The sequence below is a fragment of the Roseateles sp. FW305-36 genome (genome assembly GCF_058787015.1).
Map to the genome: position 1 here is coordinate 151307 of NZ_JBYSZK010000008.1, position 23366 is coordinate 174672.

Below are 23366 nucleotides of genomic sequence, written 5' to 3' on the forward strand. Positions count from 1 at the left end.
GCTAGTGCGCGACGACGATGTCCGACAACCCATGGCGCCTGGCTGCGGCGAGCAGCCGGCCGTCGCGCTTGATGGCTGCCACGAACTCGTCCAGGCGTGCCAGCCAGCGCGCGTCGCCGCGTTTGACCGCGTAACCGTAGGGCACCACATGGAAGGGCTTGGGTGGCGCCACAAGCCGTGCCCAGTCAGCGTTGTCCAGCAGTCGGCGGCTGTAGGGATAGTCGGTCATGAAGACGTCGACACGGCCGGCCTCGAGCTCCTGTTCCCGGGTGGCCGGCGGCTTGATGACGGTCATGCGGGCCTGCAGGAGGGCATCGCGCATCACCGGCTCCATGAAGGTGCCGGCCTGCACGGCGACGATGACGCCTGGCTGGTCGATGTCGGCCCAGGTCCGCACCGTGCGGCTGGACCTGGTGGTCACCCCGTAGATGTCGCTTTGCAGATAGGGTTCCGTGAAGGCCAGCTGCTCCTTGCGGCTGGGCAGCATGCCCACCGCAAACATCGCCACGTCGCAGCGGCCGCCATTGAGATCGGCCACCAGCTGCGGGAAGGTGGTTTCGACATAGTGGATGCCCACCCCCAACTCACCGGCCAGCTGGGCGGAAAGATCGATGTCGATGCCGCTCAGCTGCTGGGTGCGCGGATTGCGATAGCTCACCCCGTAGTAGTCCGGCCAGATGCACACCTGCAGCGTGCCGCTGGCGCGCACCCGCTCCAGCGTCTGGGCCCGGGCTGACGCCGACGTCAGCGCCAGTGCGGCAAGCGCCAGCATCAGTTTGCGAAGCATGTTCATGACAGTTCTCCCTTGGTGATGCGGTCAGTCCTGCTCAGCCAGCTCTTCGAAGCTCGGCGGCTGGCGATTGATGCATTCGCGCAGTTCGATGAGGACGGCGGCTTCGTCCAGGAAGGCGTCGACGACGACGGGATCGAAAGCCGCGCCGCGCTGCTTGATGAGCATTTCCATCGCCACGTCGTCCGTGAACGCCTTGCGATAGCAGCGGTCCATGGTCAGGGCGTCGAAGAAGTCGACGACGGCCACGATGCGGCCCGACAGCGGGATGGCCTCGCCGGCCAGGCCATGGGGATAGCCGCAGCCGTCCCAGCGTTCGTGGTGCGTCAACGCGACCTCGGACGCCAGCTGGAACAGCGGTACCCGCGAGCGGCCCAGAATGCCGGCGCCGATTTCCGCGTGCAGGTTCATGGACTGCCGCTCCTCGGGCGTGAAGCTGCCCGGCTTCTTCAGGATGATGTCGGGGATGCCGATCTTGCCGACGTCGTGCATGGGTGCTGCCCGGCGCAGCATGCGGGCGAACTCGGTGGGCTGGCCCAGCGCGAGCGCCAGGGCTTCGGCCAGGTAGCCGATGCGCACCATGTGCACACCGGTGTCGTCATCGCGGAAGTCCGCCGCCAGCGCCAGGCGCAACAGCGCCTCGTGATGGGCACGGGTGACTTCACGCAGCGCCTCGTTGCGCTCCTGGTACATGCGGCGCAGATCCACCACGATGCGTTCCATTTGCGCCGCGGCGGCGGCGTCGAAGCTGCGGTCGGCGCAGGCGGTGTCGGTCATGCTCAACATGCTGACCTCCTCAAGCCGGGGCCCACAGGCCCGCAATGCAGTCGATCAACTGGAGCGGGCTGAAGGGCTTGACCAGATAGGTGTCGGCCCCGGCCTTCAGGCCAGCCTCGCGATCGCTGGCCTGACCCCGAGCGCTCAGCATGATGATGCGCGGACCGCCGTGCTGCTGCGCGTCGGCACGCAGACGGCGGCAAACCTCCAGGCCATCGATCGCGCCCGGCATCATCACATCGAGCAGCACCATGTCGGGCAGCGACTCGCGCGCCATGGCCAGCGCCACCTCCCCATTGGGGGCCTCGCGGATGTCGTAGTCCTCGAACTCCAGGGTCATACGGATCAACCGGCGGATGTCCGCGTGGTCGTCGACGATCAAGATTTTCTTCATGCCTGCGAGCCTGCTTGTCGATTGCAATGTCGCAATTTTCATATCTATCAAATTTGTTGTCCAGGGCCATCGACGAAGCACGCCGCGCTTCCGGCAAAACTGCTCAACATCCCCTCCCCTTCGCGCCCGCGGCCCCGCCAGGCATCCGCCGGTCGGCAACACACACGCGGGACAGGCCTGACTTTCATCAATGGACACAGGCGATCCGGCCGACAAAGGATCGCCCGGCCGAAGGCCACCAGGGGCAGCCGCTCGCGCCGCGCGAACGCCAGGCCTTGCTTGTCAGATTTTTCACGCGCCAATAAATTTGCCGCGTGAAACTATCATTTGTATCAATTACGATCGTTTTCACACAGCGGCAGTGCCGTCCACGGTGCAAACCAAGACGACGCAGCTCAGTCAGGCGGGCCGGGCGTGAGAACTCCCGAGAACGCCTCGCCGCCTGTTTTTCGCAGTGAACACATCGCGAGCCAGACCTTCGATGAAGGAACGGGCTGCTTCCTCCCGGCTCTACAGGACACAACCATGCAAACATTCGACGCAACCGCTGATATGGCGCTCTCCAACACCGTCGGGCGCCCCCACACCCGCAGCGGCTTCTTCATGCACCACGGCCCCTGGGCCGTCGGCGTGCGGCTGTTCCGCAAGCTCAAGTTCGGCGCGAAGGCGGGGTTGATCTCGCTGGCCTTCGTGGTGCCGCTCGCGATGCTGACCACGGTGTACCTGCAAGACGGCCAGGCCACGATCGAGTTCGCCCGCCACGAGCTCGCAGGCATCGCCATCGATGCCAAGGTGGAGCCCTGGCTGATCGAAGCGCAAAAGCAGCGGCGCCTGGTCTTGTCGGGGGTGTCAGCCACCATCGACTGGGACGCCATCTCCAAGCGCCAGGACGAGGTGCGCGCCAGCGTCGACGGCCTTCCCCACGGTCTGGACATGCGCAAGGCCATGGCCAAGGTCGAGCAGCAGCAACAGACGCTCAAGGCCTTGTCTGCAGGCGCCGGCGCCGATGCGCTGGAGGCGCCGCTGCAAGCCTATGTCGACGCACTGGAGGAATTCCGTTCCGCGGTCCTTGACAGCTCCAACCTCACGCTGGATCCGGACCAGGACAGCTACTACCTGATGAGCCTGTCCACCGATGCCGTCAACAACGTCATCGAGTCGGTCTCGCGTTCCAGGGCACTGGCGGGCACCGCCGCCCGCCGCGGCGCGACCGCGCCGGCACAACTGCACCAGCTCTACGGCGTCTGGTATGCCGGCCATGAGCGGATCTCGGCCCTCGGCCAGGCCGCCCAGCGGGCCGCAGAGGTGAATGCCGAAGTACGCCGCCGCCTGCGCGCCGACGAAGCCTCCAAGACCGCCGAGGCCTTCTATGAGGCCTCGGCACAGGCGTGGTTCGGCGCGGAGTTCAATGCCGACGTGCAAACCCTGTCCAAGCCCGGCCAGGCCGCGGTGGACGAGTTGCGCGCCCTCGGAGCGCGAGCCAACCAGCTGCTCGGCGAGATCGTGCAGGCTCGCATCGACAACACGGTCGCCAAGCGAAACCTGGTCCTGGCCGTCCTGGCGATCTCGCTGGGCGCCGCCGCCTATCTGTTCTACGCCTTCTATCTCGTCATGACCGGCGGGCTGAAGGAGGTCAGCCGGCATCTGACCGCCATGACCGACGGCGACCTGACGACCTCGCCCAGGCCCTGGGGTCGCGATGAGGCCGCGGAGCTGATGCTGCTGCTGGCCCATATGCAGCACAGTCTGCGTCACATGGTGCTCAAGGTGCGGGCTGCGTCGGACGGCATCGTGACCGCCAGCACCGAGATCGCCGATGGCTCCAATGACCTGTCCGCCCGCACCGAGCAGACGGCGGCCAACCTGCAGCAGTCGGCGGCGGCCATGGAGCAGATCGGCGCCACCGTGCGCCAGACGACCGACAACACCCAGGAGGCCACGCGTATTGCGTCGCGCAACGCCACCGTCGCCGGCCGCGGCGGCGAAGTCATCCAGTCCATGGTCGTGACCATGGAAGACATCCAGGCTTCGTCCAAGCGGATCGGCGACATCATCGGCGTCATCGACGGCATCGCCTTCCAGACCAACATCCTGGCGCTGAATGCGGCCGTGGAAGCCGCACGCGCCGGCGAGCAGGGCCGCGGCTTCGCCGTCGTGGCCTCCGAGGTGCGGGCGCTGGCCCAGCGCTCGGCCGCTGCGGCACGGGAGATCAAGAGCCTGATCTCGGCCAGCGTCGAGAAGGTCGACAACGGCACCGAGATCGCGCGCGAGGCCGGCACGGCGATCAGCGACATCGTCAAGAGCGCCGACCACATCAACGAATTGCTGGGGCAGATCGCCACCGGCTCGGACCAGCAGAGCCAGGGCATCGGTCAGGTCGGCGATGCCGTGCAGGAGCTCGACAAGGCCACGCAGCAGAACGCCGCCATGGTGGAAGAGACGGCTGCCGCGGCCTCCTCCCTGCGCGACCAGGCCCAGAGCCTGGCCACCGAAGTGGCCCGCTTCAAGCTGCCGCAGACGCTGCAACAAGGCCGCGCCGCCTGAGCGCACGGAGAACCCATGACCGCCCTGTCCATCATCGAACACCGCGCCGTCGCCTCTGCCGCACCGTGCGAGGTCCTGACTTTCCGCCTGGCGACCGAGGAGTACGGCATCGACATCCTCGCCGTGCAGGAAATCCGGCGCTACGAGCCGCCCACGCGGATCGCGAACGCCTCGCGATTGCTTCTCGGTGTGGTCGACCTGCGCGGCGTCATCGTGCCCATCGTGGATCTGCGACGCCGCCTGGACCTGCCCGACGGGACCGGTGACAGCACGGTGACCGTGATCGTCCATCATGACGGCCGCACCGTAGGCCTGGTCGTGGACGCGGTGTCCGAGGTCGTGGCGCTGGACCCGGCCGGGATCCGGCCACGGCCCGGCGTCGGTGGCCAGCCGGATGCTGACCTCGTCGTCGGGTTCGCCCAGCCCGACGCCGCTTCCGGGCGATTGCTGCAGCTGATGGATCTGGCTTCCCTGTTGCGCGACCTCTGAACCCGCACGCCGGCAAGCGTCCGGCATGGCCGTCGCCCGGGCTGTGCCGAATCGCGACACGGAGGCGTTTGGCGCTGCTCCAGGAAGCAACGTTGGTGGCGCCCCTCAGACGGCCGCCTGCTCCAGGTTGGCAATTCGGGGGCAGGTCTTGACGCGCGTCAAATCCGGCGCAAAGAGCCGTCATAGCCTTTGAGCGGAATTGACTTTCGTTCAAGGAAAAATCATGAACACGCGGCTCTATCCGCTGCTTGCGGCTTTGCTTGCGGCCCCTTCGGCCTGGAGCGCCCCCAACACCGACGACGCCATGCTCAAGCTGGCGGTCGGCAGCGGCTGCATGACCTGCCACCACATCGACCCCACGAGCAAGGGTCCCAATGATCCGACGCCGATCGGGCCGGCGTGGCGCGATGTATCGGCTCGATACCGCGGCAAGTCGGGAGCGGAGGAGCAACTGACGCGCACGGTGATGGCCGGCTCCAACCCGTACAGCAGCCATTGGAAGGGCAAGGTGAGCGGCCTGGCCATGCCGCCCAACGAGGTGGCCATCAGCGAAGCGGATGCCCGCTTGCTGGTCGGGTGGATCCTGAGAATGGACGGCCCGAAGTAGCCCTTGCGCATGCGCAGCCTTGGTCTGCGCATGCCTCCTCACCGAAGAGCAAGGGCAAGCGGGAGGCTTTCGTCGGGGCTGGACAAGCGCCATGGCGTGCATTACTGTATGCAAATACAGTATTCGAGCGTTCACCATGCCCTTCCCAAGACTGCTTCTCATCTCCCTGCCGCCGCCCGAAGTTGAAAGGCTGATGTCGGCCGCCGTCGAGAGACACGGCCTGGACATCCGCCTGGGCTCGGCGATGTTCCCGGCGTCGAACTGGCATCAGACCTGGTCGGACCGCTACCTCGACACGCCCTCCATGCGCAGCACCCTGCGGCGCGTCGGCGCCGGCATCGCGGCCCAGGCTTTCACCATGGTCCTGAACCGCATCGGCGGCCGCGAGTCCTGGTCATTCCAGGTGCAGGGCCGCCCACCCGGCTTCGACGACGTGCTCGATTCGGTGCTGACCGCCCTGCTGCGCGAGGGCTGTGGCGAAGGCTCCAGCCACTCGCCTCATCTGACACTCAGCGATGACGCGCCCGAACCTCTCGAATCGATCTACATCGACCCCATCCCCTGGCAGGTGCGAGAAGTGCTGCTCGTCGCCGGTGGCAGTCACGAGGACCATGACTACGAGATCGTCGATCGCTGGGCCTTGCAAGCCGTACCGGCCGATCTGCAAGGCTGCCTGTTCTGAGCGCATGCGCCCACGCGGCGTTGTCCGACTTGGCCGGAGCCCTGATGCCGACACGGTCGACGTGACGGGATTCCTAAGCTGACTGGCGTGGCATCTCTCTTGCCCATTGGCAAGGGAACCACCCATCAAGCCAAAGGAGATCCCATGACGAAGCAAATCCGCACCACCCGCCTGCTGTGCGCGCTCGCGCTGATCGGCCTCGCCGGCACAGCCTCCGCCAACCTGACCAAGCCCGTCTATTCGCAGGCCAAGGACGAGGTCAAGGCCATGTTCAAGGCCGAGCGCGACAAGTGCAGCTCGCTGGCGGGCAACACTAAGGACGTGTGCGTGGAACGCGCCAAGGCCCACGAGAAGGTGGCCCTGGCCAACCTGGAGTACCAGTACACCGGCACCGTCAAGGACCACAACGACTACCTCGAGTCGCGCTACGAAGCCCGCTACAAGCTCGCCAAGGAAATGTGCGACGACAAGTCCGGCAATGCCAAGGACGTCTGCGTCGCCGAGGCCAAGTCCGAGCATGACAAGGCCAAGGCCGACCTGAAGGCCAACAAGAAGATCGCCTCGGCGGAAGCCGATGCGATGGAGACCAAGCTGAAGGCCGACTACAAGGTCGCCAACGAACGCTGCGACTCCCTGTCCGGCGATGCCAAGGACAGCTGCCAGGCCAGCGCCAAGGCTCGCTACTTCCAATAAGGACAGCGCCCGCCGCGGTCGACGCAGCGGGCGATGGCAAACGAAACCGCCGGCTTCGAGCCGGCGGTTTCACGTCGGGCGTCAGCGTGTGGCGCTGGCCGCCGGATTGCCCTGCTGCGGCGCGCCGTCCGCCACGGTGACGACGCGGCTGGCCTGGGGCAGCGCCAGGCGGTTGTCCACGCCACGCACGCCCTGAGGGGCACCGGCCAGCACGGTGGCCCGCTCCTTGGCGACGGCATCCGGCGCCGGCCCATCCAGGCGCACGACGCCGTTTGTCGTCGTCACGTCGATGCGCGAAGCGCTCAGCGCCGGGTCGGCCGCCAAGGCGGTCTTCACCTTCAGGCTGATACCGGTGTCGTCGATGGCCGTGCCAACGCCGCCCACCGCATCGCGCGAGGCCTGCATGGCCGCGTTCTGAGAGTCGTTGACGGTCTGGCCCATGCGGTCACCCAATCCGCGCACGTTCGCAACCGTGTCGTCGAGCTGGGTGCCCACGCTGCGCGGGTCCTGCCAACTGGCCAGGGCGATTGCGGTGATGGCGGTACCCAGGCCCAGGGCAAGCACCCAGGCGCCTGCGCTGGAGCGCCGGCGCGGGCGTTCATCGGCCTGCCAGCGGCGGGCGGGCGGGGTCACGGTCGTATCGGGGCTCTGGCCATAGGGCGGCAGGCGGTCGCGCCACTCGTCGGCACGGGGGCTGGTGACGGGTCTCATGACGATCTCCTCTGATGGGCCCGGCGGGCCTCACGCAGCAAGTCTGGTCAACCGGCGACGACCGGCCCATCGGCCGGCGGAGTTCCAGGCTGTAGGACCGCGTCCCACTGCATCCCAACGCGCACGGCGGTTTCCCCTTGTCCGATATCGGCGGCCGCCTCACGCCGACACGGCGAGTCATCGCCGTTGCCCATCATGGCCTCCATCCTTCTTGAAGTGCTGCTGCCATGAAGCTCCGCCTGCTCTTCTCGCTGCTCGGCCTGTCACTGACCCACGGTGTCCATGCACAGACTTCGGCACCCGGCAGCATCAGCCTGGCGGGCCAGGTGACACCGCAATATGCCCCCGATCCCGAGCTCAACTGGCGTGACCCGCAATGGCTGAGCCGCCAACGCGAACGGTCGCGCTGGCGCTACCAGATGGGGCTGGAGCAGCAACTGCGGTCGCCCGCCCAACTGGGCCCGCAGGCATCCGTGCGCGAAGCGTTGTGGGCCGGGGTCAGCTACGACATCACCGGCAAGCTGCGCGGCGGCGTCGAAACGCCGGTCTGGCAGCGCGACAGCGGCTGGGCCTCGCGCATGAGCTTCGAACGCCCCAAGGGCGAGGGCCTCGCCGGCCTGCGGGGTGCCTTCTCCTACCAGCTGAGCTCACAGAGCCGCCTGACGCTGCGCCCGCAGGCGCATCGCGTCATGCTGAGCTACTCGGCAAGCTGGTGAAAGAGCCATGCAGGGGCGGGACCGGTCAACGCCCGCCCGCCGGCTGATCCAGGCCATCGACGGATTCACCGCCGGCGAGATCCGTGCAATAGCTGATGAGCTCCTCGAGCTCGCGGCATTTGTCGAAGACGCGTTCCGCACCCAGCGTGGCGCAGCGCTGGCGCATGTCGTCGGTGGCGTAGTTGGTGAGCACGACCCGGCGCGCGGAAACGCCCAGGCGCTGGGCGGCACGCAGCACGCCCAGGCCCGTGCCCGAGTTCAGGAAGATGTCGACGATGACGACATCGGCCCGGCGAGCTGACTCGCGGCTCATCCAGTGGACGGCCGATTCCTCGTCCGCCGCGCTGCCGATGACCTCCACATTGGCCAGCTCCTCGAGCGTGCCCGCCAGGTTCTCACGGATCACCGGGCTGTTCTCGACGATGAAGGCACGCAAGGCAGGCATGGCGGACCTCGTTCCGTCAGGCCCGAGCCATCCAGTCCTTCAGCTCGTCGGCATGCTCTTCCTCGTCGGCCAGGATGTCCTCCAGCAGGCGCCGGGTGGTTGAATCCTTGTCGCCGATGAGGCCGATCATCTGGCGGTAGGTCTCGACGGCCACGCGCTCGGCGATGAGGTTGGACTTGATCATGGCCTTCAGGTCGTTGACCCCGTCGTAGTCGGCGTGGCTGCGCTCGGGCAGGCCCACCGGATTGAAGTCCGGTTCGCCGCCCAGCTGAACGATGCGCTGGGCCAGCCGGTCCGCATGGCCCAGCTCGGCATTCGCATGCACGAGGAACTCCTCGGCGATGCTGGGTGACTCCAGACCCGTCGCCATGAAATGATGGCGGCGATAGCGCAGCACGCAGATGAGCTCGGTGGCCAGCGCCCCGTTCAGCAGCTCGACGATATCGTCGCGCCAGGGACCATAGGCCGGCGTGACCGCCCCGTCGCCGAGATCGGTGCGGGCGGCCCGCAAGCCGGCTTCATCCAGTTGCAGAGGGGTGTGCTTCTCAGCCATTGCGCGCCACCACGAGTTGGTTGTCCACCGAGCGAACGCCATTGACAGCCGTCGCCAGCGTCGTCGCGCGGGCCTGCGAGCCGGCGTCGGGCGCCGTGCCCGTCAGCGTGACGCGGCCATCCTCGGCGCGGACGTCGATCTTGGTGGCCTTGAGCCGGTCGTCGGCCATCAGCGCGGCATTGATCTTGGTGACGATGGTCGCGTCGGTGGCGGCCTCGGAAGCGGCCGCGGTCGCGTCCTTCAGCTTGATCTCGGCCTTGTCCATGGCCTGGCGGGCATCCTGCCTGGCCTCGGACCCGGCCTGCTTGGCATCGGCGATCGCGCCGTCCAGCTTCTGGCCGGCGGTTCGCTCGTCGTCATGCTTGCTGCAGGCGGCCAACGCGGCGGCCAGGGCGATAGCGCCGATCAGGGGCGCGCGGAGGGAAGTGGTGCGGTTCATCATGCGTCCTTTCTTCATCGCTGAAGCGGTTGGGAAAACGATGTCGCCAACTGTGGCGACTTGATCTGAGCGGCAGCCGCGGTCACGGTGCCTATCGGCTGTCGGACAAGGCCGACTCGTTGCCACTGGCGCATTTCCTCGCCGCGGCGCACGTTTTCCTGAAGCGTGGAGATGAAGGCCGCCAGCATCGCGGCGCCCAGGACGGCGGCCAGAGCCAGCATCAGCCACAGCGGTGGCGTCAGGCGGACCAGGGTGTCGGTGAGGGTCTTCATCGCTCGCTCCGTGATGGCTGAATCGCCATGCACTCACTTTGCAAAAACCCGCGCCTCCGTGCTGCCGGCCACTTTCGCGAGGGGCCGTAGGACAAGCACCCGGCCTATACCCCTTGTAGGACAGCGCTGATCGCGCACGCCATTTGCCGTCGCTAGCCTTAACGCATCATCACAACTGATTCGGAGCGCAACATGATTCGCATTGGCATCGTTGACGACCACGCCATCGTGCGGTCCGGCCTGCGCCAGTACCTCAGCGAGAACGTCGACCTGCGTGTGACGGGGGAGGCCGGCAATGGGCGGGACGCGCTGGAGCTGGCCCGCGGCGGCGAGGTGGACGTGCTGTTGATGGACATCTCCATGCCCGGCCAGAGCGGTGTCGACGCCCTGTCGGCCATCAAGACCCGCTTCCCCGAGCTGCCCATCCTCATCCTCAGCGGCTTCCCGGAGACGCATTACGCCACCGCCCTGCTGCGTCAGGGCGCGAGCGGCTACCTGAACAAGGAATGCGATCCCGAGGAGATCGCCAATGCCATCCGCACCGTCGCACGAGGCCGGCGCTACATCAGCCCGACGGTGGCGGAGCTGCTGGCCGACGGCGTGGCCGGCGGCGCCACCGACCGGCCGCTGCACGAGTCGCTGTCGGAGCGTGAGCTGCAGGTCTTCCTGCGCCTGGCCAAGGGCGAGACGGTGGGCGACATGGCCAAGGCCATGTTCCTCAGCGTCAAGACCGTCAGCACCTACCGCACCCGGGTGCTGGAGAAGATCAAGCTCGAGACCAACAGCGACCTGACCTATTACGCGCTGAAGAACGGCTTGATCCAGTAAGAAGCGCGCGCCGAAATTGAAAACGGCCCCTCACGGGGCCGTCTGCTTTTGCGCCGGATCGGATCGGTTCAGCGGCCGATGTTCAACGGAGCCACCGAAGAGGCGCGCGACTGGCTCGCGATGCGACGCTCAAGGTCGGCGTGGTCGATGGCGCCGGACAGATAGCTTTCGTCGATGTCCGACTGGGTTTCCAGCGCCAGGGCGCTGCGCAGGGAGGAGAACAGGTTCTGGATGAGTTCCATGATGGTCGGGGCTCGTGGCCCCCATTTGTTTCACTAGGGTAAACCCGATTATAGGGTAATCACTAGTTTTTGCAACCATCGGTCTGTCAGCCCGGCTCCAAAGCGTGACCTGCTTCCGTCCAGGCGTCGATGCCGCCGCGCAGCGCGCGGGCCCGGCGGCCATGCTCCTTCAACCAGAGGGCGGCGCGCACGGCGGAAGCATCGTTGGGGCAGGCGCAATAGGTGATGAACTCGCCGACCGTGGGCCAACCCGCGAGCGCGGCATCGCCCAGCGCCCCCAGGTCGAGATGGCGTGCACCGGGGATGCGGCCGCCCAGCGGCATGCCGCGCACGTCAACGATGGTGACGTCCTGGCGCTGGGCCAGCAGGGCGATCAGATCGGCCGGGCCGAGGCGCTCGAAACGGTCCAGCTCACGCCTCACACGGGCCCGTCGCCACAGCCGCCACGCCAGATAAAGCCCCAGCGCCACGCCGGCCAAGGCCAGTGCCACGCCACCCAGATGGCTCAGGGCGTGCAGTACATCGTCGATCTGCTCATGAAAGAGCCGGCCCACGCCGATGGCCACGCCGGCCCACAGCGCCGAACCGAGCAGGTTCCAGCCGACGAAGCGCGACACCGGCATGCCCAGGGCGCCGGCCAGCGGCGGCGCGAGGATGGACAGCCCGGGCACGAATTTGGCGATGACCAGGGTCAGCACCCCGCGACGGGCGAAGCTGGCCTCGTTCTGGCGCACGCAGCTGTCCGGCGAGATCGAGATGCGGCACAGCGTCGCCAGCACCCGCCGGCCCAGCCGCTGCCCGGCCCAGAACCACAGACCGTTGGCCGCCAAAGCCGCCAGCGTCGCGACGACAAAGCTGTTCAGCGCGAAGCCGTGCCGGCTGGCCGACTCCACCCCCGCCAGCAGCAGCACCGGCGTGGAAGGCACGGGAGCCCCCAATTGCTCCAGCAAGACAGCCAAAGCCACGGCCAGCAGGCCGTAGTGGGAGAAGAGATCGGTCAGCATGTCCATGGCGAGGCGCGCCAGCATAGTCGCGCCGCCCGCTCTGCGCTAAGTCAAGCTCATCGTGATGTAGTTGATTACATTACGGCACCATGCCCACCGACCTCTGGAGCCAGTTCGACGCCGCGCCGCTGGCGCTGACGCTGCGCGTGGCCGTCGTCGCCACCGTGTTGGCCCTGGTGCTCGGCATTGCCTTGGGCTGGATGTTCGCCCGCACCCGCCTGCCCGGTCGCGGCCTGCTGGAAGCCATCTGCATGCTGCCCCTGGTGCTCCCGCCCACGGTTCTGGGCTACGGCATCCTGGTGCTGATGGGCCGGCGCAGCGCCCTTGGCGGCTGGCTGCGCGAGCACTTCGACTACACCGTCATCTTCAACTGGCATGGCGCCGTCATCGCGTCCACGCTGGTCGCCCTGCCGCTGGTGCTGAAGGGCGCCAGCAGCGCCTTCGCCCAGGTCGATCGCAGCCTGGAGGCCGCCGCGCGCACGCTGCGCCAGTCGCCCTGGAGCACCTTCGTGCGCGTGACCCTGCCGCTGGCCTGGCCCGGCATCCTGGCCGGCACCCTGCTGGCCTTCGCCCGTGCGATGGGCGAGTTCGGCGCCTCGCTGATGGTGGCCGGCTCCATCCCCGGCCAGACCCAGACCGCCTCCATGGCCATCTACGACGCCGTGCAGGCCGGCCGCGACGACCTGGCCCTGCTGCTCGCCCTCATCGTGTCGGCCGTGTCGGTCGCCATCCTCGTGCTGTCCAACCGCTATCTGCAACGCGCCTCGACATGAAACGCTTCCTGCTCGCCCTCTGCGCCACCCTGCCCCTGCTCGCCTCGGCCCAGCAGCTGACAGTCTCGGCCGCCGCCAGCCTGACCGACGCCTTCAAGGAAATCGGCCCGCGCTTCGAAGCCACCAAGCCCGGCGCGACCCTGCGCTTCAACTTCGCCGCCTCGGGCGTGCTGCTGCAGCAGATCGCGCAAGGAGCGCCCGTGGACGTCTTCGTCAGCGCCGACCAGGACACCATGAACCGGGGCGCCGACCAGAAGCTCATCGCCACCGACACGCGCCGCGATTTCGCGGCCAATTCCCTGGTGCTGATCGCGCCGACCAGCAGCCCCGTCAAGACCGTGCGCGACCTCGCCGCGCCCGAGGTCAAGCGCATCGCCGTCGGCAAGGTCGCCTCGGTGCCCGTCGGCCGCTACACCTTGCAGGCACTGCAAAGCGCCCAGCTGTGGACCGAGCTGCAACCCAAGCTCGTCTACGCCGACAACGTGCGCCAGGTGCTGGACTATGTATCGCGTGGCGAGGTCGAGGCCGGCTTCGTCTACCGCACCGATGCCGAGATCGCCAAGGACAGGGTGCGCATCGCCATGACCGTGGGCGGCCATTCGCCCGTCACCTACCCGGCCGCCGTCGTCGCCGACAGCAGGCAGGCCGCGCTGGCGCGAGACTTCGTGGCCTATCTGAGCGGGGCCGAGGCCCAGGCCATCCTGGCCAGGTACGGCTTCGGCAAGCCTTGATCGACGTCCGCCTGCAACTCTCCGTCAGCGACGCCCGGCGCCGCTTCGACCTCGACATCGCGTTCGCCACCGATGCGCCCTTCGTCGCCCTCTATGGCCCCTCGGGCGCCGGCAAGTCGCTGACCCTGCAGGCCATGGCCGGGCTGCTGCCGGTGCGGGCCGGCCACGTCAAGCTCGATGGCCGCGCCCTGCTGGACACGGCCGCCGGCGTCAACCTGCCGCCCGAAGCGCGCGGCATCGGCTATCTCTTCCAGCACTACGCCCTCTTCCCGCATCTCAACGTGCGCGACAACATCGCCTTCGGCCTGACGAGCTGGCGGCGCCGCCTCAAGCCCGATGACGCGGCGCGGGTGGACGAGCTGATCGACTCCTTCGGCCTCGCCGCCATGGCGCGCAGCAAGCCCGCCACACTGTCCGGCGGCCAGCAACAACGCGTCGCCCTGGCGCGAGCCCTGGCCTGCAACCCGCAGGTGCTGCTGCTGGACGAGCCCTTCGCCGCCCTGCACCCCATGCTGCGCCAGCAATTGCGCGAAGAGCTGCGCACCGTGCGCGAGCGCTGGGGCATCCCGGCCGTCATGATCACCCACGACCTCGACGACGTGGCCGCCCTCGCCCACCGCGCCTATCTCGTCGATGGGGGCCGCATCGCGCGCGAGGTGGACCTCGGTGCCGGCCAGAGCCGCGCGCTGCTGCAACCCGAGGCGCCCCGTTCCGAAGACGACGCCCGCCGCACCTGGCTCAAGACTCAACTCGCATGATGACCAAGCCCCTGTTCGCTCTCTTCATCGCCCTGCTCTGCTCGGCCCCTCAGGCCCAGCTGCAGGTGCAGCGCCTGGACGGCAGCAGTGTCACGCTGGATGCCGCCCGCCTCGCCGCCCTGCCTCATGAGGCGGTCAGGACCGAGGCGCATGGCAAACCGGTCGAGGTCAGCGGCGTCGACCTGCGCGAAGTGCTGCGTGCCGCCGGCATCGCGCCGCCGGAGCAGATCCGCGGCCCGGCCCTGCGCCAGGTGCTGATGGCCGCCGCACGGGACGGTTATGTCGCCGCCTTCGCCTGGGCCGAGCTGGACCCGGCCCTGGGCGGCCGGCGCGTCTTCCTCGTCACCGACAGCCTCAAGCCCGATGAAGGCCCGTTGCGCCTCGTCGTGCCACAGGACCTCCGGCCGGCACGCTGGGTGCGCCAGCTCGACAGCCTGCGGCTGGTCGCGCCTTGACTCCGCAGGGCGACCATCCGCTGTTGCAGGGCGAGCTGCGCCTGGCCGGCCGGCTGGACGGCCGCTTCTTCGACCTGCTGGCCGCCCTGGCCCTGACCGGCTCGCTGCAGAAGGCCGCCCGCGCCGCCGGCTACAGCTACAAGGGCGCCTGGCTGGTGCTCGATGCCGCGAGCGCGCTGACACATTCACCGCTGGTCGAGACCGCCACCGGCGGCCGCGGCGGTGGCGGCTCGCAACTGACGCCCGAGGGCCAGGCCTTGCTCGCGGCCTGGCGCGAACTCCAATCCCGCCACGGTGCCTTCCTGCGCGAGCAGGCCGCCTGGCTGGAAACCCAACCCGCGCTCGACGCGCTGCTGAAGAGGATGTCCATGAAGACCACCGCCCGCAACCAGTTCCATGGCCGCATCGCCGGCGTCAACCCGGGCCCCACGACGACGACGGTACGCCTGGCACTGGACGGCGGCCAGGAGGTCACCGCTTCGCTGACGACGCAGGCGGCCCAGGAGCTGCAGGTGAAGACCGGCAAGGAGGCCCTGGCCCTGGTCAAGTCCAGCGAGGTCGTGTTGGTGACGGACTTCGGCGGCTACAAGTTGTCGGCCCGCAACCAATTGGCCGGCACGGTCTCGCGCGTGCAGCGCGGCGCCGTGTCCAGCCTCGTCGGCCTGACGCTGCCGGGCGGCGCCGTCGTCACGGCCAGCGTCACCAACGACGCGGTGGATGCGCTGAACCTCGCGGTCGGCCAGCAGGCGACGGCGGTGTTCAAGGCCTATGCGGTCATGCTCGCCGTGCGCGAGTGATCAGCAGGATCAGTAAGTCTTGTACGGCAGGAACTTGCCGCTCATGACGATGCTGACGCGGTCGCCGGCCGGGTTGGGTTCGCGCTGCAGGTCCATCTTGAAGTCGATGGCGCTCATGATGCCGTCGCCGAACTCCTCGTGGATCAGCTCCTTGAAGGTGGTTCCGTAGACGCTGATCAGCTCGTAGAAGCGGTAGATCAGCGGGTCGGTGGGCACCGAAGTGGGCAGGCTGCCCTTGTAGGGCACCACCTTGAGCCATTGCGCCTCGCATTCGCTCAGGTCGAAGAGCCGGGCCAGGGTCGCGGCCTGGGCGTCGTTGAAGGTCATCTGGCCCAGGCAGCCGGCCGTCACCCATTCCTTGCTGAGGCCCACCTCCCGGGCCACGTCGGCCCATTTGATGCCCTTGGCCACCTTGGTGGCGATGATCTTCTCGGTGACTTCAAGGCGGCTCATGCGGGGTCTCCTGGGTTGAGTGGCAAACAGTTGCCACTCATGAGGGTTGCAAGCCCTGTGCCACGCTTTGGTGCATATCGCATAAGGAAATAAGCAAACTGTCGTTTGGTGAATAAGCGAGTTCGGGCACCCTCTCGGCTTCGTTCATTCGACGGCCCCGCCATGCCCTCCTTCCAGTCCACCCGCCGCGCCCTCGTCGCTTCCTTCGCGCTGGCGGCCCTGCCCGCCTTCGCCGCGGACGCGACCCTGCTCAACGTCTCCTACGACGTGGCCCGCGAGCTCTACAAGCAGATCAACCCCGCCTTCGTCGCCGCGCAGAAAGCCAAGGGCCAGACCGTTGTCGTCAACCAGAGCCATGGCGGCTCCAGCAAGCAGATCGGCGCCGTCATCGGCGGCCTGGAAGCCGACGTCGTCACGATGAACCAGGCCACCGACGTGGACCAGCTCGCCACGGCAGGCCTGACGCCCGCCGACTGGCGCAGCCGCTTCCCGAATGGCGCGGCGCCCTATTCGTCGACCATGACCTTCCTGGTGCGCAAGGGCAACCCCAAGGGCATCAAGGACTGGAGCGACCTGGCCCGCCCGGGCGTGCAGGTCATCATCCCCAACCCCAAGGTGACCGGCAACGGCCGCTACAGCTATCTGGCCATCTGGGGCAGCGTCATCGCCAACGGCGGCAGCGAGGCCCAGGCCAGGGAGCTGGTCACCAAGGTGCTGACCAATGTGCCGGTGCTGGACGGCGGCGGCCGCGGCGCCACCACCACCTTCACGCAGCGTGGCATCGGCGATGTGCTGGTCACCTTCGAGGCCGAGGTCGAGCTGATCGAGAACGAGTTCGGCAAGGGCCAGTTCGAGCAGGTCAACCCCAGCATCTCCATCGAGACCGATGCACCGGTGGCCCTGGTCGACAAGGTCGCCGCCAAGAAGGGCAACGCGGCACTGGCCAAGGCTTATCTCGACTTCCACTGGACGCCCGAGGCCCAGGAAATCATCGCCAGGAACAACTTCCGCCCGCGCGACCCGGCCATCTTCAAGAAGCACGCCCAGCGCTTCGCCAACATCAAGCTGTTCACGGTCGACCAGACCCTGGGCGGCTGGGCCAAGGTCAGCAAGCAGCACTTCGCCGACGGCGGGACGTTTGACCAGGTGATGGCGAGCATCAAAAGATAAATGGCTGCCCTCCTCTCGGCACGCCGCCGCGTGCTGCCCGGCTTTGCACCCACGCTCGGCTTCACGCTGTTCTATCTGTCGCTGATCGTGCTGGTGCCGCTGGCCGCGGTCTTCCTGAAGTCCTCGGGTCATGGCTTCGACGCCTTCTGGGCGGCGGCCACCTCGCCGCGCGTGATGGCCTCGTACCGCTTGAGCTTCGGTGCCTCGCTGATCGCGGCCTTCATCAACCTCTTCTTCGGCCTCATCCTGGCCTGGTGCATCGTGCGCTATGAGTTCCCGGGCAAGAAGCTGGTCGATGCCCTCATCGACCTGCCCTTCGCCCTGCCCACCGCCGTGGCCGGCATCGCGCTGACCGCGCTGTACGCGCCCAACGGCTGGGTCGGCTCCCTCTTTGCGAAGTGGGACATCAAGATCGCCTTCACACCGCTGGGCGTGCTGCTGGCCCTGATCTTCATCGGCCTGCCCTTCATCGTGCGTACCGTGCAACCGGTGCTGGAGGACATGGAGACCGAGCTGGAAGAAGCCGCCGCGTCGCTCGGCGCCCAGCGCTGGACGACCTTCCGCTACGTGGTGCTGCCGACCCTGCTGCCCGCCCTGCTGACCGGCTTCGCGCTGGCCTTCGCGCGCGCCGTCGGCGAATACGGCTCGGTCATCTTCATCGCCGGCAACATTCCCATGGTGAGCGAGATCACGCCGCTGATGATCATTGCCAAGCTGGAGCAGTACGACTACGTCGGCGCGACGGCCATCGCCGCCGTCATGCTCATCGCCAGCTTCGTGTTGCTGCTGATCATCAACGGCCTGCAGGCCTGGAGTTCGCAGCGGGGTACCCGCAAATGAGTACCGCCCTCCACCTCGCCCCGCCGCGCGCCCGCGCCAAATACCAGGACAACCCCGCCACGCGCGAATCGCCCGCCGTGCGCTTCACGCTGCTGGCCCTGGGCCTGGGTTTCTTCGGCATCTTCCTGCTGCTGCCGCTGGTGGCCGTCTTCACCGAGGCCCTGCGCAAGGGCTGGGAGCTCTACTTCTCGTCGCTGGCCGACGAGGAGACGCTGTCGGCCATCAAGCTGACGCTGACGGCGGCCTTCATCGCCGTGCCGCTCAACCTAGTCTTCGGCGTCAGCGCGGCCTGGCTGATCGCCAAGCATGAGTTCCGCGGCAAGCAGCTGCTGATCACGCTGATCGACCTGCCCTTCTCGGTCTCGCCCGTCGTCGCCGGCCTGATGTATGTGCTGATCTTCGGCGCCCAGGGCTGGTTCGGCCCCTGGCTGCAGGAACATGACGTGAAGATCATCTTCGCCGTGCCCGGCATCGTGCTGGCGACCGTCTTCGTCACCTTCCCCTTCGTCGCCCGCGAGTTGATCCCGCTGATGCAGGCCCAGGGCAAGGACGAGGAAGAGGCCGCCACCGTGCTCGGCGCCAGCGGCTGGCAGACCTTCCGCCGCGTGACCCTGCCCAACATCAAGTGGGGCCTGCTCTACGGCGTCATCCTGTGCAACGCCCGCGCCATGGGCGAGTTCGGCGCGGTGTCGGTCGTGTCCGGCCATGTGCGCGGCCTGACCAACACGCTGCCGCTGCACGTCGAGATCCTCTACAACGAATACCAGTTCGCCGCCGCCTTTGCCGTGGCCTCGCTGCTGGCGCTGCTGGCGCTGGTGACACTGGCGGTCAAACAATTCATCGAATGGCGCGCCTCTGTCGCGTCGAAGGAAGCGTGATGGGCATCCAGGTCCAAAACATCCACAAGAGCTTCGGCAATTTCACGGCCCTGGGCGACGTGTCGCTGGACTTCCCGCGCGGCGAACTGGTCGCCCTGCTCGGCCCCTCGGGCTGCGGCAAGACCACGCTGCTGCGCATCATCGCGGGCCTGGAGCAGGCCGACGCGGGTCGCGTGCTGCTCGACGGCCACGACGCCTCCGACACCCATGTGCGCGAGCGCCAGGTCGGCTTCGTCTTCCAGCATTACGCGCTGTTCCGCCACATGACGGTGTTCGACAACGTCGCCTTCGGCCTGCGCGTGAAGCCGCGCAAGCAGCGCCTGCCCGAGGCCGAAATCAAGAAGCGTGTCACCGAACTGCTCAAGCTCGTGCAGCTGGACTGGCTCGGCGACCGCTTCCCGCCGCAGCTGTCCGGCGGCCAGCGCCAGCGCATCGCCCTGGCCCGGGCGCTGGCCGTCGAGCCGCGCGTGCTGCTGCTGGACGAACCCTTCGGTGCCCTGGACGCCAAGGTGCGCAAGGAGCTGCGCCGCTGGCTGCGCCGCCTGCACGACGAGCTGCACATCACCAGCATCTTCGTGACCCATGACCAGGACGAGGCCCTGGAAGTGGCCGACCGCATCGTGCTGATGGACCACGGCCGCGTCGAGCAGGTCGGCACGCCGCAGGAGGTCTACGAGCGCCCGGCGACGCCCTTCGTCTACGGCTTCCTCGGTGCCGTCAACCGCTTCGTGGGCCAGGCCCGGGGCGGCGTGCTGCACATGGGCGAGCACCAGCTGCCCGGCGCCATCGCTCACGCCAGCGAGGGCGAAGTGCTGGCCTATGCCCGCCCGCACGAGCTGCAGATCCGCACCGACGAGGCCGCGCCCGGACTGTCGGCCACGGTGGAGCGTGTGCTGTCCTTCGGCGCCAGCGCCCGCGTCGAGCTGATCGGCCCCGACGGCCAACCGCTGGAAGCCGAATTGACCCGTGACGAAGCCGAGTCCCTGCGCCTGCAGGGCGGCCAGCGCGTCAAGCTCAGCGCCAACCGGCTCAGCCTGTTCGAGGCCGGCGCCGGCATCTGAGTCGCGAACTAGGGGGCAGCAGCGCCAGGCTGTCCGCTCACCGCCAGCCATTGCGTCTTTCCCTAGGCAGGTCCACGCCTTCGATATCCGTCGGCGGGCCCGCTCGGGGAGAGCGCCATGCCCTTGTCCGCCTCGCAGCGCCGTCTGACCGCCATCACGGCGCTCGCCATCGTCGGCGCCTATCAACTCACACAACCCGCCCACGCCGGTGGGCTGCCTCGCCCTGCAGCCAGCAGCCCGCAGGAAAGCGCGCCCAAACGGCGTGTCGCCGAGCCCCTGCGCTTCGACCCGCCGGCCGCAGGCCCCGCGCACCCGTCGGCCTACCAGGCCTGCATCGACGCTCCCTCGCCCGACGGCCTGGCCATTGACTGCCAGGCCTTGCTGAAGCCTCCCGCCGCGGCCAAGCCCCCACGCCCCCGGTGACGCCCCGCCGCGGGCCGACTCCGGCATCCAGGGAATATTGCCCCAGCCCCCTAGCACGCCGCTCATCCACAAAGTTATGGATTTGCGCCTGTCCAGCCGGGCGTAGCTTTGAAGTCTTTCAAGGCAAGGGTCGATGTCGACATCACCTGCCGGCGTGCCCTGCCAAGGGGACTGCCATGCCTGCTCAAGCCTACGCCCATCGCAAGTTCGGCCGCGCCGCCTGCGCCGCCGTCTGCGTCTGCATGTTCGCCCAGCCTGCGAGCGCCGGTGACGCGCCACGTCCTGCCGCGGCCGCCAGTGCAGCCAGCGCGTCCAAGCACGCCAACAACACGCCGCTGCGCTTCGACCCACCCGCGGCGGGGCCGCGCGGCCCGACGCGCGCGGACTACGAATACTGCATCGAGCATCCTTCGCTGGACGGCCTGTACACGGACTGCTCGGCGCTGCTGCCCGACATCCCGCCCAAGCCCGCGACGGCAGCCAAGCCCGCCAAGCCACGCTAGACACCCAGCCGGCCGGGCCGCGGGTCTCGGCTTATTCGGCGACCGCATGGACTGCTGAGGATTGCTTCGTTCCGTGCAGCGAGCGGGCTGCGCACACTGGCCCCACGTCATCCAACCGGAGCCTCCCGTGAGCATCACCGCCATCAACGTCCGCAACCAGTTCCGCGGCACCATCAAGGAAATCATCGAAGGTCCGGTGGTCTCCGAGGTCGATGTGGTCACCCGCAGCGGCGACGTCGTCACCTCCGTCATCACGACGCGCTCGGTCAAGGACCTGGGCCTGGAGGTCGGCCGCGAGGTCGTCGCCCTCGTCAAGTCCACCGAAGTGTCGATCGCGACGCTGTGAGGCCGTGGCCATGAGCTACCGAGCGCCGCGCATCCTCATCATCCCGGGCCTGCACGACAGCGGCCCGACGCATTGGCAAACCTGGCTGCAGGGCCAGTACCGCGACACCCGCCGCGTCACCCAACGCGACGCCAGCAAACCGGAACTGGAACGCTGGGCCGAGCGCATCCAGCGCACGCTGGAAGTCGCGGGCGACGGCGAATGGCTGGCCGTCGCCCACAGCTTCGGCTGCCTGGCACTGGCGCGGCATCTGGCCGACCGGCCGGATTCGGCGATCCGCGAAGCCCTGTTCGTCGCACCGGCCGAGCCGGACAAGTTCGGCATCGCCGAGTCCTTGCCCCACCATCGCCTGCCGCGTCGCTCAAGGCTGATGGCGAGCAGCAACGACCCCTGGATGAGCGCCGCCAGCGCCGCCCGTTGGGCCCACCGTTGGGGTGCTAGCTACAGCAATCTGGGCGCCGTGGGCCACATCAACGCCGAGGCCGGCTTCGGGCCGCTGCCGGTGGCCAAGAGCTGGGTCGACGCGGCGCGGGCCAGGCATGCGGCGGAGCAAAGGCCGCGGCATGCGGAGTTCAGGGAGTGGGCGTTCGCGGTCTAGCTCGCGCCTTGAAACTTCGGATCAGCGGCCATGCTGCGCGCCAGATCGCACGCGCCGGTGAACAGTTCGTCAACGTCAACAGACTCGTCACGCTCGATGCGCTTGGAGATCATCGTCAGCGGAAACAACAAAACGGTTGTGCCCGGAAACCGCAGCGCAGGGTCTCTGCCGTATTCGTCCTCGACCGTGACCCATTCAAGCGAAAGCTCTTGAGCGATCGCGTCGCCAAGGGTGATGCCCAGCGACTGCAGCTTCACCGTTTCCGTCTTCTCGACCCAGCCAGCTTCGATGATGGCTCGCAGAAGCCTGAGCTTTCCCTCCAGCGATTCGTATTTGTGCTGAGCGTCTGGTTCGTAGTGACCACGCACCCAGTCACGCTGCGCTTCGATTCGGGCCAAGTCGGCGCCCGTCGGTTCCGTGATCGTTTGGTTCATCGAGATCGGCAATGGTGTTGATCAAATAGCTGGCAAGCACCGACTTGTGGCTGTGAGGCCCAGCGCGTTCTACCCAATCGTCTGCTTCAACACCGCGAGCGTGCGCTCCCACGCCAGCTTCGCCGCCGCCGGATCGAAGCGCGGCGTCGTGTCGTTGTTGAAGCCGTGCTGGGTGCCGGCGTAGGTGAACTGCTCGTAGCGCACGCCGGCCGCCTTCAGCGCGGCCTCGTAGGCCGGCCAGCTGGCGTTGACGCGCTCGTCGTTGCCCGCGTAGTGCAGCAGCAAGCGCGCCTTGATGCGGGGCACGTCTTCCAGTGCCGGCGCGCCGCCGTAGAAGGGCACGGCCGCCTGCAGTTCGGGCATCTGAGTGGCGACATGGTTGGACAGCGACCCACCCCAGCAGAAGCCGACGACGCCGACCTTGCCCGTGCTGTCCGGCAGGGCCAGCAGGCTGCGGCCGGCGGCGACGATGTCGGCGCGGGCCTTGGCCGGGTCGAGCTTGGCGAACAGGGCGCGGGCGTCGTCCTCGTTGCCGGGGTAGCCACCCAGCGGCGTCAAGGCATCGGGCGCATAGGCCACATAGCCGGCCAGGGCGAGGCGGCGGGCGATGTCCTCGATATGCGGGTTCAGGCCACGGTTCTCGTGCACGACCAGCACCGCCGGCAGCTTGCCCGCCGCGTTCGCCGGCCGGGCCAGATAGCCCTGCACCTTGCCGCTGCCCTGGGGCGAATCGACGGCATGGCGGCGGATGACGAGGCGCGGGTCATCGGCCTTGACCTGCTGGGCGCCGGCAAAGTCGGGGCTCAACGCTGCCAGCAGCGCCGCCGCGCCGGCCGGGCCGCCAGTGAAGGTGGCGGCCTGCTCCAGGAAACCGCGCCGGCTCAGATCACCATGCACATAGCGATCGAAAAGCGACCAGGCCAGGGGCGGGATGTCGGGACGGTTCATGCGAGCTCCTTT

Annotated in this window: 33 protein-coding genes; 20 read left to right on the top strand and 13 right to left on the bottom strand. The window is 67.9% G+C overall.

The genetic code is table 11. From position 1 onward, the window contains the following. Position 1: 1 nt before the first annotated feature. The 3 genes from AC3WOE_RS16415 to AC3WOE_RS16425 are packed head-to-tail and all read right to left on the bottom strand — an operon-like array spanning position 2 to position 1961. Positions 2-793 (bottom strand): substrate-binding periplasmic protein, encoded by a 792-nt coding sequence (locus tag AC3WOE_RS16415; RefSeq protein ID WP_492691886.1) that lies wholly within the window; start codon positions 791-793, stop codon positions 2-4. 24 nt (positions 794-817) lie between these two features. Next, complete coding sequence (locus tag AC3WOE_RS16420; protein WP_492691887.1) at positions 818-1576, bottom strand: HD-GYP domain-containing protein; 759 nt, start codon at positions 1574-1576, stop codon at positions 818-820. 10 nt (positions 1577-1586) lie between these two features. Further along, positions 1587-1961, bottom strand: a complete 375-nt coding sequence (locus AC3WOE_RS16425) for a response regulator transcription factor (RefSeq protein ID WP_492692116.1) — start codon at positions 1959-1961, stop codon at positions 1587-1589. Between the two features lie 525 nt (positions 1962-2486). On the opposite strand from AC3WOE_RS16425, the gene AC3WOE_RS16430 reads away from it, so the two are divergent. From AC3WOE_RS16430 to AC3WOE_RS16450, 5 genes are all read left to right on the top strand, one after another. Next, positions 2487-4505 carry a methyl-accepting chemotaxis protein gene (locus AC3WOE_RS16430; protein WP_492691889.1) on the top strand — a complete coding sequence of 673 codons (2019 nt, stop codon included), beginning with the start codon at positions 2487-2489 and terminating at the stop codon, positions 4503-4505. A gap of 15 nt (positions 4506-4520) precedes the next feature. Beyond that, complete coding sequence (locus AC3WOE_RS16435; RefSeq protein WP_492691891.1) at positions 4521-4994, top strand: chemotaxis protein CheW; 474 nt, start codon at positions 4521-4523, stop codon at positions 4992-4994. Positions 4995-5217: 223 nt separating this feature from the next. Further along, the gene (locus tag AC3WOE_RS16440) at positions 5218-5601 is read left to right on the top strand and encodes a c-type cytochrome (protein WP_492691892.1); all 384 of its coding nucleotides are present in this window, start codon (positions 5218-5220) and stop codon (positions 5599-5601) included. 136 nt (positions 5602-5737) lie between these two features. Continuing rightward, positions 5738-6283: a hypothetical protein gene (locus AC3WOE_RS16445; RefSeq protein ID WP_492691893.1), complete on the top strand. Its 546-nt coding sequence runs from the start codon at positions 5738-5740 to the stop codon at positions 6281-6283. Between the two features lie 144 nt (positions 6284-6427). Further along, positions 6428-6976, top strand: a complete 549-nt coding sequence (locus tag AC3WOE_RS16450; RefSeq protein ID WP_492691894.1) for a hypothetical protein — start codon at positions 6428-6430, stop codon at positions 6974-6976. Between the two features lie 81 nt (positions 6977-7057). Here the strand turns inward: AC3WOE_RS16450 and AC3WOE_RS16455 are convergent, their stop codons facing one another. Then, positions 7058-7687, bottom strand: coding sequence for a BON domain-containing protein (locus tag AC3WOE_RS16455; RefSeq protein WP_492691896.1), 630 nt, complete (start codon positions 7685-7687; stop codon positions 7058-7060). Between the two features lie 227 nt (positions 7688-7914). On the opposite strand from AC3WOE_RS16455, the gene AC3WOE_RS16460 reads away from it, so the two are divergent. Further along, on the top strand, positions 7915-8403 hold the full coding sequence (locus AC3WOE_RS16460) for a hypothetical protein (protein ID WP_492691897.1): 489 nt from the start codon (positions 7915-7917) through the stop codon (positions 8401-8403). A 25-nt stretch (positions 8404-8428) separates the two neighbouring features. On the opposite strand, the gene AC3WOE_RS16465 is transcribed toward AC3WOE_RS16460, so the two are convergent. Genes AC3WOE_RS16465 through AC3WOE_RS16480 form a run of 4 tightly spaced genes read right to left on the bottom strand, consistent with a single transcriptional unit; the run spans position 8429 to position 10112 of the window. Next, entirely contained in the window at positions 8429-8848 is a 420-nt protein-coding gene (locus tag AC3WOE_RS16465) for a response regulator transcription factor (RefSeq protein ID WP_492691899.1), read from the bottom strand. A gap of 16 nt (positions 8849-8864) precedes the next feature. Continuing rightward, positions 8865-9401 (bottom strand): ferritin-like domain-containing protein, encoded by a 537-nt coding sequence (locus AC3WOE_RS16470; protein ID WP_492691900.1) that lies wholly within the window; start codon positions 9399-9401, stop codon positions 8865-8867. Beyond that, positions 9394-9843 carry a BON domain-containing protein gene (locus tag AC3WOE_RS16475; RefSeq protein WP_492691901.1) on the bottom strand — a complete coding sequence of 150 codons (450 nt, stop codon included), beginning with the start codon at positions 9841-9843 and terminating at the stop codon, positions 9394-9396. The genes AC3WOE_RS16470 and AC3WOE_RS16475 overlap by 8 nt, the downstream gene beginning before the upstream one ends. Before the next feature lie 11 nt (positions 9844-9854). Beyond that, on the bottom strand, positions 9855-10112 hold the full coding sequence (locus AC3WOE_RS16480) for a hypothetical protein (RefSeq protein WP_492691902.1): 258 nt from the start codon (positions 10110-10112) through the stop codon (positions 9855-9857). A gap of 192 nt (positions 10113-10304) precedes the next feature. On the opposite strand from AC3WOE_RS16480, the gene AC3WOE_RS16485 reads away from it, so the two are divergent. Next, complete coding sequence (locus tag AC3WOE_RS16485; protein WP_492691903.1) at positions 10305-10940, top strand: response regulator; 636 nt, start codon at positions 10305-10307, stop codon at positions 10938-10940. A 68-nt stretch (positions 10941-11008) separates the two neighbouring features. Here AC3WOE_RS16485 and AC3WOE_RS16490 read toward each other — a convergent pair whose 3' ends face one another. Further along, entirely contained in the window at positions 11009-11182 is a 174-nt protein-coding gene (locus AC3WOE_RS16490) for a DUF3563 family protein (protein WP_492691905.1), read from the bottom strand. An 86-nt stretch (positions 11183-11268) separates the two neighbouring features. Then, positions 11269-12192, bottom strand: coding sequence for a VTT domain-containing protein (locus AC3WOE_RS16495; RefSeq protein WP_492691906.1), 924 nt, complete (start codon positions 12190-12192; stop codon positions 11269-11271). Between the two features lie 83 nt (positions 12193-12275). Here AC3WOE_RS16495 and modB point away from each other — a divergent pair, with 83 nt between their 5' ends. From modB to AC3WOE_RS16520, 5 genes are read left to right on the top strand one after another with little or no spacing between them, the layout of a single operon-like run. Next, the gene (gene modB, locus AC3WOE_RS16500; RefSeq protein WP_492691908.1) at positions 12276-12959 is read left to right on the top strand and encodes a molybdate ABC transporter permease subunit; all 684 of its coding nucleotides are present in this window, start codon (positions 12276-12278) and stop codon (positions 12957-12959) included. Then, a complete protein-coding gene (modA, locus tag AC3WOE_RS16505; RefSeq protein WP_492691909.1) occupies positions 12956-13690 on the top strand; it encodes a molybdate ABC transporter substrate-binding protein in 735 nt (244 codons plus the stop codon). The genes modB and modA overlap by 4 nt, the downstream gene beginning before the upstream one ends. Next, positions 13687-14448 (top strand): ABC transporter ATP-binding protein, encoded by a 762-nt coding sequence (locus AC3WOE_RS16510; RefSeq protein ID WP_492691911.1) that lies wholly within the window; start codon positions 13687-13689, stop codon positions 14446-14448. The genes modA and AC3WOE_RS16510 overlap by 4 nt, the downstream gene beginning before the upstream one ends. Beyond that, a complete protein-coding gene (locus AC3WOE_RS16515; RefSeq protein ID WP_492691912.1) occupies positions 14445-14903 on the top strand; it encodes a hypothetical protein in 459 nt (152 codons plus the stop codon). Before AC3WOE_RS16510 ends, AC3WOE_RS16515 begins: the two co-directional genes overlap by 4 nt. Beyond that, positions 14900-15700: a TOBE domain-containing protein gene (locus AC3WOE_RS16520; protein ID WP_492691914.1), complete on the top strand. Its 801-nt coding sequence runs from the start codon at positions 14900-14902 to the stop codon at positions 15698-15700. Before AC3WOE_RS16515 ends, AC3WOE_RS16520 begins: the two co-directional genes overlap by 4 nt. A 9-nt stretch (positions 15701-15709) precedes the next feature. On the opposite strand, the gene cynS is transcribed toward AC3WOE_RS16520, so the two are convergent. Beyond that, entirely contained in the window at positions 15710-16153 is a 444-nt protein-coding gene (gene cynS / locus AC3WOE_RS16525) for a cyanase (protein ID WP_492691916.1), read from the bottom strand. A gap of 162 nt (positions 16154-16315) precedes the next feature. Here cynS and AC3WOE_RS16530 point away from each other — a divergent pair, with 162 nt between their 5' ends. The 8 genes from AC3WOE_RS16530 to AC3WOE_RS16565 all read left to right on the top strand — a co-directional run bounded on the left by AC3WOE_RS16530 (position 16316) and on the right by AC3WOE_RS16565 (position 21972). Beyond that, a complete protein-coding gene (locus tag AC3WOE_RS16530; protein WP_492691917.1) occupies positions 16316-17323 on the top strand; it encodes a sulfate ABC transporter substrate-binding protein in 1008 nt (335 codons plus the stop codon). Beyond that, positions 17324-18163: a sulfate ABC transporter permease subunit CysT gene (gene cysT, locus AC3WOE_RS16535; protein WP_492691918.1), complete on the top strand. Its 840-nt coding sequence runs from the start codon at positions 17324-17326 to the stop codon at positions 18161-18163. Further along, a complete protein-coding gene (gene cysW / locus AC3WOE_RS16540) occupies positions 18160-19041 on the top strand; it encodes a sulfate ABC transporter permease subunit CysW (RefSeq protein WP_492691919.1) in 882 nt (293 codons plus the stop codon). The genes cysT and cysW overlap by 4 nt, the downstream gene beginning before the upstream one ends. Then, a complete protein-coding gene (locus AC3WOE_RS16545) occupies positions 19041-20102 on the top strand; it encodes a sulfate/molybdate ABC transporter ATP-binding protein (RefSeq protein ID WP_492692118.1) in 1062 nt (353 codons plus the stop codon). Before cysW ends, AC3WOE_RS16545 begins: the two co-directional genes overlap by 1 nt. A 117-nt stretch (positions 20103-20219) precedes the next feature. Then, complete coding sequence (locus AC3WOE_RS16550) at positions 20220-20525, top strand: hypothetical protein (RefSeq protein ID WP_492691920.1); 306 nt, start codon at positions 20220-20222, stop codon at positions 20523-20525. A gap of 176 nt (positions 20526-20701) precedes the next feature. Next, positions 20702-21028: a hypothetical protein gene (locus AC3WOE_RS16555; RefSeq protein WP_492691921.1), complete on the top strand. Its 327-nt coding sequence runs from the start codon at positions 20702-20704 to the stop codon at positions 21026-21028. Positions 21029-21155: 127 nt separating this feature from the next. Continuing rightward, complete coding sequence (locus AC3WOE_RS16560; RefSeq protein WP_119045826.1) at positions 21156-21374, top strand: TOBE domain-containing protein; 219 nt, start codon at positions 21156-21158, stop codon at positions 21372-21374. A 10-nt stretch (positions 21375-21384) separates the two neighbouring features. Continuing rightward, positions 21385-21972 carry an RBBP9/YdeN family alpha/beta hydrolase gene (locus AC3WOE_RS16565; RefSeq protein ID WP_492691924.1) on the top strand — a complete coding sequence of 196 codons (588 nt, stop codon included), beginning with the start codon at positions 21385-21387 and terminating at the stop codon, positions 21970-21972. Here the strand turns inward: AC3WOE_RS16565 and AC3WOE_RS16570 are convergent. Beyond that, positions 21969-22406, bottom strand: a complete 438-nt coding sequence (locus AC3WOE_RS16570) for a DUF3806 domain-containing protein (protein WP_492691925.1) — start codon at positions 22404-22406, stop codon at positions 21969-21971. The genes AC3WOE_RS16565 and AC3WOE_RS16570 overlap by 4 nt on opposite strands. Positions 22407-22475: 69 nt before the next feature. Beyond that, positions 22476-23354 carry a dienelactone hydrolase family protein gene (locus AC3WOE_RS16575; protein ID WP_492691927.1) on the bottom strand — a complete coding sequence of 293 codons (879 nt, stop codon included), beginning with the start codon at positions 23352-23354 and terminating at the stop codon, positions 22476-22478. Positions 23355-23366 lie beyond the last annotated feature (12 nt).